Here is a 13316-nt window from a genome sequence, read left to right as displayed (position 1 = left end):
TCCGTGCGGGAAAGATGCAATTGCAACGGTCGAAATCCTCGCATTTATTTTGACCTACTTTACGGGAGCGAAGTATCCGGCATACAGTCATCAGCGAAGCCGGAATTTCAACGACACATAACTGCCCGTTCGAGGAGTTGCCCGCATGCTTCTTCGTGTACTTGCCGCGTTGCCGTTCATCGGCATTCTGGTCGGCGTTACGTTTGTCAATCGGGTCGAGCCCATCGTGCTCGGCATGCCGTTCGTGCTGGCATGGATCGTCATGTGGGTGGTGTTGAGCGCGATCATCATGGCGATCGTCTACAACCTCGATCCGTCCAACCGGCGCGTCGCCGCCAATGGCGAGGAGGTTCGCCCATGAGCGCACTCGTCATCATCGCTGCCGTTACGCTGTTCGCGCTGTTCCTGGGCGTGCGCGCGAGGCGCGGCCACGACATGAGCCTCGAGCAATGGAGCGTGGGCGGCCGCAGCTTCGGCACCGCGTTCGTGTTCCTGCTGATGGCAGGCGAAATCTATACGACCTTCACGTTCCTCGGCGGCAGCGGCTTTGCATACGGCAAGGGCGCACCGGTCTACTACATCCTCGCGTACGGCACGCTCGCGTACATCCTGTCGTACTGGATGCTGCCGCCGATCTGGCGCTACGCGAAAGCGCACCGCCTCGTCTCGCAGCCGCACTTCTTCACGCGCAAATACGAAAGCCCGGCGCTCGGCACGCTGGTCGCGCTGGTCGGCGTGGCCGCGCTGATTCCGTATCTGGTGCTGCAATTGAAGGGCCTCGGCATCATCGTCGCGACCGCGTCTTATGGCGTGATCTCGTCGACGGCGGCGATCTGGATCGGCGCGATCGTCGTGACCTCCTACGTGATCGTGTCGGGCGTGCGCGGCTCCGCATGGAACTCGGTGGTCAAGGACCTGCTGATCCTCGCGATCGTGCTTTTCCTCGGCATCTATCTGCCGCTGCATTACTACGGCGGCTTCGCCGCGATGTTCCGCACCATCGACGCCGCCCGTCCCGGCTTCCTGACCTTCCCGGCGCACGGTTCGAGCGTCGTGTGGTTCCAGTCGACCGTGCTGCTGACCGCGCTCGGCTTCTTCATGTGGCCGCATACGTTCGGTTCGATCTTCACGGCGAAGGACGAGCGCATCTTCCGCCGCAATGCCGCGATCCTGCCGCTCTATCAGCTGATCCTGCTGTTCGTGTTCTTCGTCGGCTTCGCGGCGACGCTGCGCGTGCCGGGCCTGAAGGGGGCCGACATCGACCTGTCGCTGTTCCGCCTGTCGCTGCAGACGTTCGATCCGTGGTTCGTCGGCGTGATCGGCGCGGCCGGCATTCTGACCGCGCTGGTGCCGGGCTCGATGATTCTGACCTCGGCCTCGACGCTGCTCGCCAACGACGTCTACCGCGGCATGGTGAACCGCAACGCGTCCGATGCGTCGGTCGCGATGATCGCGCGCGTCCTCGTGCCTATCGTGGCGCTGGTCGCGGTCTTCTTCACGCTGAACGGCGGCGAAACCATCGTCGCGCTGCTGCTGATGGGCTACAGCTTCGTCACGCAACTGTTCCCGGCCGTGATCTGCAGCCTGTTCCCGCGCAACCGCGCGACGAGGCAAGGCGCGTTCTGCGGGATCGTCGCCGGCGTCGCAGTGGTCACGCTGACCACGACGCTGCACTGGAGCGTCGGTCAACTGATGCCGTTCCTGCCCGAGGCGCTGAAGGACGTCAACATCGGCTTCCTCGCGCTCGCGGTCAACGTGATCGTGTTCGTGATCGTCAGCGCGGTGACGCAGCCGAGCGCGGCCGAGCAGGAGAAGCACGCGTCGGCGCATTGAAAGACAGCTAGCGCCTGATGCATCTGAAGGGGCTGTTCGCTTCGGCGACAGCCCCTTATTCTTCCGGTTCACGGTTCGACCGCTCGTCCCTCGACCCACGGAGCCCGACATGTCCTACGTTCTCTACTACTCGCCCGGCGCGGCCAGCATGCCCGTGCACTGGATGCTGCTCGAAATGGGCGTGCCGTTCGAAGCGCGCCTCGTCGATATCGACGCGGGCCAGCAGCACGATCCCGAGTATCTGCGTTTGAATCCGGCCGGACGCGTGCCGACGCTGGTCGTCGATGGCGTGCCCCGGCATGAATCGGCCGCGCTGCTGATGCTGCTTGCCGAGCGCCACGCCGACGCCGGGCTCGCGCCCGCGCCGGGGTCGTCCGCGCGCGGCGAATGGTTCGAATGGATGATCTACCTCGCGAACACGCTGCTGCCCGCGATGCGCGACTGGTTCTACGCCGGCAGCGACGGCGACCCGGCCGGCGCCGACGCGGTGCGCGCGCTCGCGCAACGCCGCATCGAAGCGGCGTGCGAGCGGCTCGACGCGCATTTCGCCGGCGGCCACGCGTACCTCGCGGGCGAGCAGCTCAGCACCGCCGATCTGCTTGCGCTCGTGCTGATGCGCTGGACCCGCAACATGCCGCACCCGGCGACGGTGGGCTGGCCGCATCTCGCGGGCTATATCCGCATGCTGCGCGCGCGGCCGGCGTTCATCGAACTCAATGAGCGCGAGAAGCTGACGGAGTGGCGCAACGAGGCTCAGTGACGCTCGACAGGTTCACATCGTCGCTTCCCTGCCCGTCTGCGCCGCGAACGCGAAACCGTTCTTGCCGTCGCGCTTGACCTGATACATCGCGGCATCGGCGGCGGCGATCAGACGGCGGTGATCGTCGACATCGTCGGGATAGCTCGCGATGCCCACGCTCGCGCGCACGCGGCCGATTCCCATCTGCTCGTCGGTCTCGACCACGCAGGCCATCAGCCGGCGCGCGATCTCGGCGAGCTCGTCATCGCCGGCGAAGGTGCGCACCAGCACCGCGAATTCGTCGCCGCCAATGCGCGCGACCAGATCGCCTTTGCGCACCGACGCGCGAAACCGCTCGGACACCGCGGCGAGGAATTCGTCGCCGGTGCGATGTCCGAACGAATCGTTGACCTGCTTGAAGCCGTCGAGATCGATGTAGAGCACGGCGAGGCGCGGCTCGACGGCCGCGGTCCGCGCGTTTCTGGCGGCGGCGTCGAGCGCGCCCAGCAGCTTGCGGCGGTTCGACAGGCCGGTCAGCGAATCGTGCAGCGACGCCAGTTCGAACTCGTGCGACTGCCCCGCGAGCTGGCGGTTGCGCTTCGCGTACATGCCGAGCGCCGTGATCAGCATGCAGAACAGCAGCGCGGCGAGCGCGATCAGCGTGCGCGCGACGTGCGTGACGCGCAGCCGCACGTCGGCGCTCGCCGCGTCGCGCTGCGCGCGCCAGTAGGCCGAGACGCTGCCGAGCACCGCCGCGACGGCTTCGGGCGTCGCCTGGGTCGGTGACATCGACGGAATGGGCGGCGCCGGCGACGGACTCGCGTTGACGAGCGCCGCGAGCGACGCGAAACGCCGCGCGAGTTCCGCGCGCGCCGCCTCATAGCCCGGCACGAACGACGCGTCGTGGCTCGCCGGTGCGTTGGCCATGTGCTGCCACGCGGCCAACTGTTCGCGCGCGCTGTCGACGCGCCCGGCGGCTTCGAGCACGAGGCCCGCGTACTCCTGCTTCAACTGATCGGAAAACACCGTGCGGATCTGCATCGCCACATACAGCAGGCCGAACAGCAGACACAACAGCGCGGCCACGGCGACGCTCGCGGGCCCCGGCCGGAAGCGCCACACCGGCCCGCGCGCGCGTGCGGCGCCGCGCAGCCACGCTTGCCCCGCTGACCCGGCGACCCCGTGCTCAGGGATGGGAGTAGGGATCTTGCTGTCGGCCGTTGTCATGTTGACGATAGCTCACGCGTCGAAAGAACTGTCCGATCCGCGCAAACAGACCGCCGTTGTGCTGCGACGACGCGCGCCGCTCCTGCTGCGCGACGCGCGTTTCTTTCGTATGTTGACCGCCCGCGGGCTTCGCCGTCGAATTCGCGACGTGCCGCATGGAGCGCGGCGGTGGCGTCGGAACGATCGGGGCGGTGGGTGGGTGGTCCGACAGACCCGCCGACAGATCCGCCGAGGCATCGACCGGGGTATCGGCCAGCGCGGCGGTGAGATTCGACTCGGGCGTACTCGGGTGGACCTGCCCGGACCACACGGCCGGGTTGGTGTCCTCGAAGCCGCCGTTCGAGCCGGCCGTTGCGAGCGCGACGTCTGACGCGGTGGGCTGCGTGGCTGACTGCGCGATGGCGGGCGTGGCGGCCTCCTGCGGCGCGTGCGCGACGGCCACCGTCGGCACCGCGGGCGCCGATGAACCGAGCGCCTGGCGTGCGCCCGCAATGGCATCCGCGTAGGTCTGCTGATCCTGGTTGAACCAGACGCCGTAGGCGACGGTACCCATCACGCCAAAGGTCAGCGCGCCGGCCGCCGCGAGGCATAGCGCGAGGCGGCCGAAGCGCGGCGGCGGGACGCCCGATTCGTCCGTGCCGTCGGGTTCGAAGGAGGAACGGCCGTCCGTTGTGGAATGACGCAAGTCGGTATCGTCGGGATCGGTAGCCATCGCAATACGCTCCGGGTATGCCACTTCCTGCTGACCAGCTGGCGCACTGACGAGCCGCCGCATAAGCCGCGCTCGCGGGCTGCCGCCGCACGCAATGCTCAATGAATGTAATCCTGTCGCGAACCGCCGACAACACAGCAGCGTTGCGTTTGCGCGTCGCTTCCAGGGTGCTTCGAACGACGCCGCCGGATACCGCGTGAGTTGGCAAAAAAGTGTGCAAAGCTGGTAAAAACTCCAACTCCGCTAATCGCTCGACAGCCAGCCGCGCGCCCGCCGTCACCGCGACGCCCGATGCGACGCGAGTTCCGCGAAACGCGCCATCGCGGTGGCCGTTTCGCATGCAACAACCGCGCCTGAACGCGCACTCACGCGCGACCCCGACAGCGCCGTTCGAAACCCTCGTGGGACTGAGCGCCGCGCGCCCTTGAGCAGCATCTCGCGAACCTGATGGCGTGCGAATTCCCGAAACCATTCGCGCCCGGTGGTAAGGTCACCTGCGCGCATGTCGCGAACGCGCGCCGTGCCTGACGCGGCCCGGCCTGACGCGGCCCGGCCCCACCTCATCGGTCAGCATGAGAATCATGTCGAACAGGTATCAGCACCAACCCCTCACGCCGCTGCGCCGCGCGCTCGCGCGCTTTTCTCTTTCGGAAACCGCCAGGTACACGAAGCTGACGCTCGGCCTGTGGATCGGTTTCGGCATCCCGTACCTGCTCGGATTTCCCGACGCGGCCGTGCCGCTTGCCGGTTCGACGATGCTGACGCTGGCGCTCGGTAGCTCGATTTCGGCGGCGCGAAGCTACTTCTACAAGCGGGTGTTTTCCAACGTGGTGGCGATGCCGATCGGCACGCTGCTGATCTGGCTGACCGCACCGCACCTGTGGATGGGCGCGGCACTGCTGCCGCTCGTGATCTTCAGCATCGTCGCGCTGCGGCCGTCGCTGTTCCAGATGACCAGCATCACGGTGCCGATCACGCTCGTGCTCTATACGGGCGAACATCTCCCTCTGCTCGAACAGCGTCTGATCGGCGTGGTACTCGGCATGTTCCTCGGCTTCGTGATCCAGCAGATCGCGTTTCCCCCCGATCACGGCTACTGGGCCAACACGCTCGTCAACGACGGCAACGAACAGGCCATCGATGTCGTCGCGCAACTAGCCGCGGCTCAGCTCGACAAAGCGCAGATCAAGCCGGCGGCCTCGAAGCTGCGCACGCTGAGCACGAACCTGAAGCAGGCTCACCTGCTGCTGAAGACCGACCTCGAGCAAGCGTGGGTGTCGCCCCATCTGAGGCGCAACGCGGCAAGGCTGCCGGTGTTCGCGTGCTATCAGGAGACTTTCGATTCGCTGGTCAATTTTCTGGAAACGATGGACACGTTTCACGATCAGTTCGCCGCGCTCGATGCCGCGTGGCGCGAAATGTTTCTCGCGCGGCTCGCGCGGCTCGTCAGCGCTCACCGGCAACTGGCCGAGGCGGCGGACCTGCGCGTCGAGCGTCCGCCGCTCGACGCCCCGCCTCTGCATATCGAGGACCTGCGTCAACTGACCGAGGACCTGCCCGCGTCGAACGTGTTTACGAGCGTGTACCTCGGACATCTGACCGGCTACGGGATTCTGCTGTGCCGGTTGAGCGAGCTGCATACCGCGTGAGCGGCGCGGGTTGCCCGGTTCGCCTCGCCGCTCATGGCACCGCTCATTGCACGGTAATGGTCGCCCTCATGTTCGGATGAATGCCGCAGAAGATCTTGTACACGCCCGGTTTATCGAATTTGAATTGATAGGTGTCGTTCTGATCCAGCGCGGACGAGCGGAACAGCCCCGCGTCGTTGACCACGGTGTGCGGCTCGCCGTCGAGATTTTTCCATGTGACCGTCGTGCCCGCCTTGATGGTCAAATCCGTCGGCGTGAAATTAAAGTTTTTCATGAACATCGCGTTAGGCGTCGCCGCGACGGTCTGCTGCTGCGCCGGCTTCATCGGCATCTGCATCGGCATGGTGGTTTGCGCGAAGCCGAGCCCCGCCGACATCGCCAGAATCGCGGCACTGCCGAGCGCAACTGCGAGTACTCGGCCCATCAGGTTGGTTGGCATCACTGATCTCCTCGAGCGTAAAAGTAGCGCGTGCGGTCACGCGAGCGTCGTGTCGTCGAGCGTCGCCTTCAGCGGATGACGCGCGATGCTGACGCTCGTCACGCCGAGCATCTTCGGCAACTGGTCGCTCGCGACCTTCAGCGGCCCCGGGCCTTCGCCCTGGCCGGCGGTCGGTTGCGGATAGGCGGTCGAGCGCGCGGTATGGAACGTCACGTTGCCTTCGACCTTCGTCACGATTTGGTGAATGTGACCGTTCAGCACCGTCACCGAACCGAAGCGCTTCAGATAGTCCATCGCCTGTCCCGCGTCACCGGTGCCCCAGCCCCACGGCTCGTAGATCGTCCACATCGGCATGTGCGCGAACACGACGACCGGGGTGCTCGACGTGCGGCCTTTCAGATCGTTTTCGAGCCATTCGAGCTGCTCGCTGCCGAGACCGCCGAGGCCATTCGGCTTGAAATGCATCACGTTGACGAGGCCGACGAAATGCACGCCCTGATGATCGAAGCTGTAATAGCCGCGGTTATCCGACGCCTTGCCGAAACGGTTGAAGTACTCGGTGCCGGGGCCGTCGGTGACGTCATGCTCGCCGGGGACCGTGTGCAGCTCGGTGATCTTCAGTCCCGACATCAGCTGCGCGGCCAGATCGAATTCAGAGGGCTTCGACAGATGCGTGATGTCGCCGGTGTGAATCGCGAGCGGCGGCCGCGACGGCATCGCGTTGACGTAATCGATCGTCTGTTTCAGCGTGCCCGCGACGTCGGGATTCGCTTCCTTGTTGAAGCCGATATGCGTGTCGCTGATCTGCAGGAAAAGCGGCGTACCCGCCACTGGCGTCGCGGTGTTCGCGTCGGCCGCGAGCGCGAGTTCGACCGGCGTCAGCACGCCGCCAGACAGCATGAACACGGTGCCCAGGCCACCGAACGCAAGACACTTCAGCGCGCCGCGACGCGCCGGATCGAATGAATGTTGTGACGACATGATGACCTCACGATAGGGATTCGCCGAACCGAACCCGGTTCGTGAGGCATGACTGTCGTGTGGCGGGTTTTATTCCCGTGTCGTGCGGCGTTTGCGGGACGTAACGCGTGTATGCAAATGGAAAGCAGTCAGTAAACGCCGTGACGGATTGCACACTGAATTGCGCATCGCGTCAGCCGCCGACCGCCGCGACGATCCGTGCGCGCATCGCGGCGTCGGGCAGCGGTCCCGATCCCGCGCGCACGTTGTCCGCCATGTATTGCGGCCGGCCGGTGCCGGGAATCACGACCGTCACCGCAGACTGCGCGAGCACGAATTTCAACAGAATCTGCGCCCAGCTCGTGCAACCGATTTCCGCGGCCCATGCGGGCAGCGGCGTTTTCATCACGCGCGCGAGCAAACCACCGCCGCCGAACGGCTGATTGATCACGACGCCGATGCCGAGATCGGCCGCGAGCGGCAGGATGCGTTGCTCGGCCGCACGATCGTCGGCCGCGTAGTTGATCTGCACGAAGTCGGGCTTCTCGCTGCGCATCACCGCCGCGACCTCGTCGAACGCGCTCGACGTGTAATGCGTGATGCCGAGATAGCGAATCCGGCCGCGCGCTTTCCAGTCGCGCAACGTCGCGAGCTGCGTGCGCCAGTCGAGCAGATTGTGGATCTGCATCAGATCGACATGCGGCTGCTGAAAACGCCGCAGCGATTCCTCCATCTGCGCGATGCCGGCTGCGCGTCCCTCGGTCCAGACCTTGGTGGCGACGAAGGCCTTGCGATGCGCGTCGAGCTGGGTGAGCAGCGCGCCCGCGACCGCTTCCGACGAACCGTACATCGGCGAAGAATCGATCACCGAGCCGCCCGCTTCGAACAGGATGCGCAGCACGTCGGCGAGCTGAGCGCGCGCGGCGGCATCGTCGCCGACGTCGAAGGTACGCCACGTGCCGCAGCCGATCACGGGCAGCGCTTCGCCGGTGGACGGGATCGCGCGGCGGTTCATGCGGGGTAAGGAGGTACCGGATTGCGCGGGTGGTTTAGTCTGCGCGGACGTGACGCGCGACCACGCGAGCGTTGCCGGTAATCCGAGCGCCGCGCGCAGAAAGCGGCGGCGGTGATCGTGGTTCGACGCAAGTGCCATAGCGGGTAGGTGCCCTCGTGCGTGGAAGTTCGACCGTCATCGCAGCGGCTAAAGCACACCCCGCCGCGCGAATTCGACCGCCAGGCCATCCGCGTCGACGAACCGGTAGCCCTGCAAACCAGCCGCGAGCGCGCCGTCCACGTTGGCCTCGCTGTCGTCGATGAACAGCGTCTCCGGTGGGGCCGCGCCGAGCCGTTCGACGCAGCGCAGATAGGTTTGCGCGGCGGGCTTCGCCGCGCCGAACACCGCCGACGAATACACGTGCGGCCCGAACAGCCGCGCCACGGGCGGATTCAGATAAGCGATGTGGTCGGTCAGCAGGCGGCAGTTGTTGGTCAGTATCGCGATGCGGCAACGCTGCGCCGCGCGCGACGCCAGCGCGAGCGCCGCTTCGTTTGGCATGATCGACGCGAGCCGCGCGTCGAGCCATTCGGCGCGGCTCACGGGATACCCGAGCAGCGCGCCGAGTTCGCGCAGATATTCGTCGTCGCTGATTTCGCCGCCGTCGGCGCGCGCCTCGAGTCCCGAGCCCCAGATCGCATGACGCACGGTCTCTTCCGTGCAGCCCGCGATCGCCGCGAGACGCTCGACACGCGCGGCGCGGTCGTAGTGCGACAGCACACCTTCCAGGTCGAACAGAAGCAGCGTGACGGGTGCGCTCATGCCGTCGGTCTCCGGGGTTGAAGTTTGCGCCGCGCGCCGTGCGCCATGCGCCATGCGCTTTTTGCGCGCTACGCTGCGGCCTAACGTGTTTTCTGCCGCAACGGCCTAAAGAACTTGCGAATCTCGGCCGCCAGCAACTCGGGCTTTTCCATCGCCGCGAAGTGCCCGCCGGCCGGCATTTCGCTCCACTGCACGACGTTGAAGGTTCGTTCGAGCCAGCTGCGCGGCGGATGATTGATCTCTTTCGGAAACAGCGCGAAGCCGACTGGCGTGTCGATGCGCTCGCCGTCGGTGAAACGCATCGGCTGCAGGCGGTTTTCCCAATACATCTGCATCGCCGGCCCGATGCACTGCGTGAACCAGTACAGCGAGATATTGGTCAGCAGCTCGTCGATCGAGAACACGCTTTCGACGTCGCCGCCGCAATCGCTCCACTCGCGAAACTTCTCGCCGATCCATGCGGCGAGTCCCACCGGCGAATCGTTCAGCGACGCGGCGACGGTCAGCGGTTTGGTGCTGTGCTGATGCGCGTAGCCGCCTTCGAGCGCGGCCCAGTCGTTCTTCTCGCGCAGATAGTCCCGCTCGGCCGGGGTCGGCTCCCGCTGCGCCGCGCCGATCGCCGGCTCGTAGGAACTCGGCAGGAAGTTCAGGTGGATGCCGTCGACCGCCCGCGGATGATGCGCGGCCAACGCGATCGACACGCCCGCGCCAAGATCGCCGCCCTGCGCGCCGAAGCGCTCGTAGCCGAGCCCGCGCATCAGCGACACCCACAGGTCCGCGACCCGGAACGCGGACATGCCGGCCTGCGCGGGCGCAGGCGAAAACGCGAAGCCCGGCAGCGACGGCGTGACGACGTCGAAGGCGTCGGCGGGATCGGCGCCGAACGCGGCCGGATCGCACAACTGATCGAGCAGCGCGTGAAACTCGAAGAACGAACCAGGCCAGCCGTGCGTGATCACGAGCGGATAAGCCTGGAATCCCGGTGTGACACTCGCGGCGCGCCGATGCGCGAAGTGCACGGTCTGGCCGTTCACGTCGGCGAGAAATTGCGGCAGCTGGTTCAACTTGCGTTCGGCCGCGCGCCAGTCGAACTGCCCAGCCCAATAGCTCGCGAGTTCGCGCAGCCAGGCCGGGTCGGCGCCCTGCTGCCACGCGGGCGCGGGCGTCGCGGGTGCCCAGCGGGTCGCACGGATGCGGCGGCGCAAATCGTCGATGTCCTGATCGGCGATCGCAATCTCAAACGGGTCGATCTGCATGGCGGGTCGTCCTGGGTCGGTTGGCGGCTCAACGTCATCGTACGCGCGTCGAATGAAAGCCGGATAATGGGCGTCCCTTCCCTACGATCCATTGACCGACCCACAGGAGATTGAATCGATGTCCGCTTACGAATCCAAGGTGCCGCGAGTGCTGCTGACGAACGACGACGGTATCGACGCGCCCGGCCTCGCCGTGCTCGAAGCGGTTGCTGCCGAGCTCGCGCACGAAGTCTGGGTGGTCGCGCCCGAGCACGACCAGAGCGGTACGTCGCATTCGATCAGCCTGCATTCGCCGCTGCGCGTGAGCCGCCAGGGCGAACGCCGTTTCGGCGTGACCGGCACGCCCGGCGATTGCGTCGTGATGGGCGTGCGTCATCTGATGCGCGAGGCGCCGCCGACGCTGGTGCTGTCCGGCGTCAATCGCGGCGGCAATCTCGGCATCGAAACGATGTTCTCGGGCACGGTCGGCGCGGCGATGACGGGGCTGCTGCTCGGACTGCCGTCGTTCGCGCTGAGCCAGGTATTCACCGATCGCGAACGCGTGCGCTGGGACACCGCGCGCACGCTCGCGCCCGGCGTGATCCGTCAGTTGCTCGCGATCGAGCATGCGGCGCCGACCTGCCTGAACATCAACTTCCCGGACGTCGATGCAGCCGATGCCGGTCCGCTGACGCCGACGCGCCAGGGCGTCGGGCTCGTCAGGGACATCGAGGTGCTGCCGGAAGTCGATCCGCGCGGCATCGCGTATCACTGGCTGCGCTTCGATCGTGGCCCGCGCGAGAACGATGCCGACAGCGAAACGGCGACGGTCGCGGCGGGCCGCGTATCGGTCACGCCGCTCGCGTTCGATCGCACCGACGAGACCACCTTCGCGCGGCTCGCCGCGTCGTTGATCTAAAGGTTGATGGGACGCGGCGCGGCGGCCTCCTTCAGTGCGCTCCAGGTCCCGACGGTGCGGGTCTGCCGAACGCGGGCATCGTGCCGTTCTCTCTCGCGCGCACGAGTTCGGCCTCTACCTCGGCGCGCGTTTTGGGGCCGCTGTTGGCAACCGCTTGAGTCGCGGCCTCGCTGCTCTGCCCCGAGCGCGGCATCGACCACGCCGATTCGACGCCTTGCGTTGCATGTGGCGGCGACGGCCGCGCCTCTGGCATCACGCCAGCCGCTTTCTTGCCGGAGCGCTCGGCAGTAGAACTTTTCCGGTAGCTGCTGCCCCGTGCATGAGTACCCGATGTCGTCACAGCGCTTTGCGCTGAATGCGGTTTCGTGGTGGTGCCCGATGCAATCCGGCTATGGTGTGTGCGCACTGTCTTTGCCGCGGGCGGCGCCTGGGTCCGGTTCGAGGTGACCGCGGGCGGTGGCGGCAAAATCGTCGGCTGCGGCTGCGGTTGCACCTGCGGTTGCGGCTTGTTCGACTCCCGCGCGTACTGTAGCGCCGCGATGGCCAGTGCGTCGCCTGCCTGCGCTCCGATCGACGCGGCCGGCTGAGACCGCAGCGCAGGCGCGTCGTCGCGCAGCGCATGGTGCCGCGTCGCCGCCGCGCCCGTCGCGCCGACACCCCGTTCGCCATCGGCGACGAGGCTCGCGTCCCGGCCGGACGACCAGTCGTTGTCCAACTGCGACACGTAGGCCCCGATCGTCACCGCGCCGAAGACGAGGCCCGTCAACACGATCATTCTCGGTTCGCTGTACAAGGCACGCTCCCCATTCCGACAGATCGACGACCCATTAGTCAAAGTGTCGGCGATCCGAAGGACAGTGTTTTCGTTTTAGACCCAACAACTGACGAATCGGCGGATCTCGTCGTGGGTGTGTCCGAAACCGACGGGGATTCTTCTGTGCAAACGGGCCCTTTAACCGGAGTCCCAAGCAAGTTTTCCTGCGCCTTCGCGACCCTTTTCTCAGCGGGACGCGAAGCCGGCTCAAACGAGCGGCCCTTCCTCGGGTTTGCCGCGCATCGCGACGGCAACCGAACTGCCGACGATCAACGCGATACCGTCGCGAGCGCGCCGAGGAGCGCCATGATCGCGAGTGCATCGAACGACCCGCGCACGTCCAGTTGCCGCGCTCTCGCGCTTACGGCGACGCTTCAAGCGCATTCGCCGTGTGCAAATTTAATAATAATTATGACCATCGACCAGGCGGGCATCAGGGGAATCGGTGCCGCGCTCGGTGTTGAGATCGAAGTCGATCAGCGGCGTGATCGACGTCTTCACCGGCGCCGCGCTGAAGGTCCGATCGCATCGGCCGGCGTCAATGCGACCAACTACGGCGTGCGCCGGACCGGCGCGCTAAAGGCGGCGCAGGACGGCGAATACATGTTCACGATCAACAGCGACAACGTCGCGCATCTGTGGATCAACGGCGTGAAGGTGATCGACAAAACGAGCACGACGCAAGGCAGCGCTTCGGGCAAGGTCCATTTCGCCGCGAACCAGAGCGCGTCGATCAAGGTCGAGTACGTGCACGGCAGCGGAGCGGCGAGCATGCATCTGTTGTGGTCGAACCCGGCTGCGAAGAGCCCTGATGTGTTGAAGGTCGTGCCGCCGGATTCGCTGGTGACGTCGAGCCGACAGGGATGGTTGTGCCGCGCGGCGCGGTGAGATCGACGCCGCGCCACAGCGCCGGCCACCCCCAAAAACAACGCGGCGCACCGGAAAATCCGTTGCGCCGCGTTCTTTTTAGGCA

14 protein-coding genes are annotated in these 13316 nt (G+C 66.2%); 6 read left to right on the top strand and 8 right to left on the bottom strand.

All coding sequences use genetic code 11. The annotated features are described in order from the left end of the window. Positions 1–145 precede the first annotated feature (145 nt). The 3 genes from AB4Y34_RS29995 (at position 146) to AB4Y34_RS29985 (ending at position 2593) form a co-directional block, all read left to right on the top strand. Complete coding sequence (locus AB4Y34_RS29995; RefSeq protein WP_013091742.1) at positions 146–361, top strand: DUF3311 domain-containing protein; 216 nt, start codon at positions 146–148, stop codon at positions 359–361. Next, entirely contained in the window at positions 358–1833 is a 1476-nt protein-coding gene (locus AB4Y34_RS29990) for a sodium:solute symporter (protein ID WP_176105991.1), read from the top strand. The genes AB4Y34_RS29995 and AB4Y34_RS29990 overlap by 4 nt, the downstream gene beginning before the upstream one ends. Positions 1834–1942: 109 nt before the next feature. After that, positions 1943–2593, top strand: coding sequence for a glutathione S-transferase family protein (locus AB4Y34_RS29985; RefSeq protein WP_368718054.1), 651 nt, complete (start codon positions 1943–1945; stop codon positions 2591–2593). A gap of 12 nt (positions 2594–2605) precedes the next feature. Here the strand turns inward: AB4Y34_RS29985 and AB4Y34_RS29980 are convergent, their stop codons facing one another. Next, positions 2606–3799 (bottom strand): GGDEF domain-containing protein, encoded by a 1194-nt coding sequence (locus tag AB4Y34_RS29980; protein WP_217910554.1) that lies wholly within the window; start codon positions 3797–3799, stop codon positions 2606–2608. After that, the gene (locus AB4Y34_RS29975; RefSeq protein ID WP_368718053.1) at positions 3759–4511 is read right to left on the bottom strand and encodes a hypothetical protein; all 753 of its coding nucleotides are present in this window, start codon (positions 4509–4511) and stop codon (positions 3759–3761) included. The genes AB4Y34_RS29980 and AB4Y34_RS29975 overlap by 41 nt, the downstream gene beginning before the upstream one ends. Positions 4512–5092: 581 nt before the next feature. On the opposite strand from AB4Y34_RS29975, the gene AB4Y34_RS29970 reads away from it, so the two are divergent. Continuing rightward, a complete protein-coding gene (locus AB4Y34_RS29970) occupies positions 5093–6160 on the top strand; it encodes an aromatic acid exporter family protein (RefSeq protein ID WP_368718052.1) in 1068 nt (355 codons plus the stop codon). Between the two features lie 43 nt (positions 6161–6203). Here AB4Y34_RS29970 and AB4Y34_RS29965 read toward each other — a convergent pair whose 3' ends face one another. From AB4Y34_RS29965 to AB4Y34_RS29945, 5 genes are all read right to left on the bottom strand, one after another. Continuing rightward, positions 6204–6599: a cupredoxin domain-containing protein gene (locus tag AB4Y34_RS29965; protein ID WP_176384634.1), complete on the bottom strand. Its 396-nt coding sequence runs from the start codon at positions 6597–6599 to the stop codon at positions 6204–6206. A gap of 36 nt (positions 6600–6635) precedes the next feature. Then, on the bottom strand, positions 6636–7580 hold the full coding sequence (locus AB4Y34_RS29960) for a metallophosphoesterase (protein ID WP_176105995.1): 945 nt from the start codon (positions 7578–7580) through the stop codon (positions 6636–6638). A gap of 172 nt (positions 7581–7752) precedes the next feature. Beyond that, entirely contained in the window at positions 7753–8712 is a 960-nt protein-coding gene (locus AB4Y34_RS29955) for an aldo/keto reductase (RefSeq protein ID WP_368718051.1), read from the bottom strand. 48 nt (positions 8713–8760) lie between these two features. Further along, a complete protein-coding gene (locus AB4Y34_RS29950) occupies positions 8761–9375 on the bottom strand; it encodes an HAD family hydrolase (RefSeq protein ID WP_368718050.1) in 615 nt (204 codons plus the stop codon). Between the two features lie 80 nt (positions 9376–9455). Continuing rightward, positions 9456–10631, bottom strand: coding sequence for an epoxide hydrolase family protein (locus tag AB4Y34_RS29945; RefSeq protein ID WP_368718049.1), 1176 nt, complete (start codon positions 10629–10631; stop codon positions 9456–9458). 118 nt (positions 10632–10749) lie between these two features. Here AB4Y34_RS29945 and surE point away from each other — a divergent pair, with 118 nt between their 5' ends. Continuing rightward, positions 10750–11529, top strand: a complete 780-nt coding sequence (gene surE / locus AB4Y34_RS29940; protein WP_176384644.1) for a 5'/3'-nucleotidase SurE — start codon at positions 10750–10752, stop codon at positions 11527–11529. Between the two features lie 31 nt (positions 11530–11560). On the opposite strand, the gene AB4Y34_RS29935 is transcribed toward surE, so the two are convergent. Then, the gene (locus AB4Y34_RS29935) at positions 11561–12304 is read right to left on the bottom strand and encodes a DUF4148 domain-containing protein (protein ID WP_368718048.1); all 744 of its coding nucleotides are present in this window, start codon (positions 12302–12304) and stop codon (positions 11561–11563) included. A gap of 450 nt (positions 12305–12754) precedes the next feature. Here AB4Y34_RS29935 and AB4Y34_RS29930 point away from each other — a divergent pair, with 450 nt between their 5' ends. Further along, positions 12755–13231 carry a PA14 domain-containing protein gene (locus AB4Y34_RS29930; protein ID WP_368718047.1) on the top strand — a complete coding sequence of 159 codons (477 nt, stop codon included), beginning with the start codon at positions 12755–12757 and terminating at the stop codon, positions 13229–13231. Positions 13232–13316: the final 85 nt, after the last annotated feature.

It is taken from the genome of Paraburkholderia sp. BR10954, assembly GCF_040965775.1.
GTDB lineage: Bacteria > Pseudomonadota > Gammaproteobacteria > Burkholderiales > Burkholderiaceae > Paraburkholderia > Paraburkholderia youngii.
Note: the sequence above shows the minus strand (reverse complement) of the source record. Positions and strands in the feature narration are given on the sequence as shown.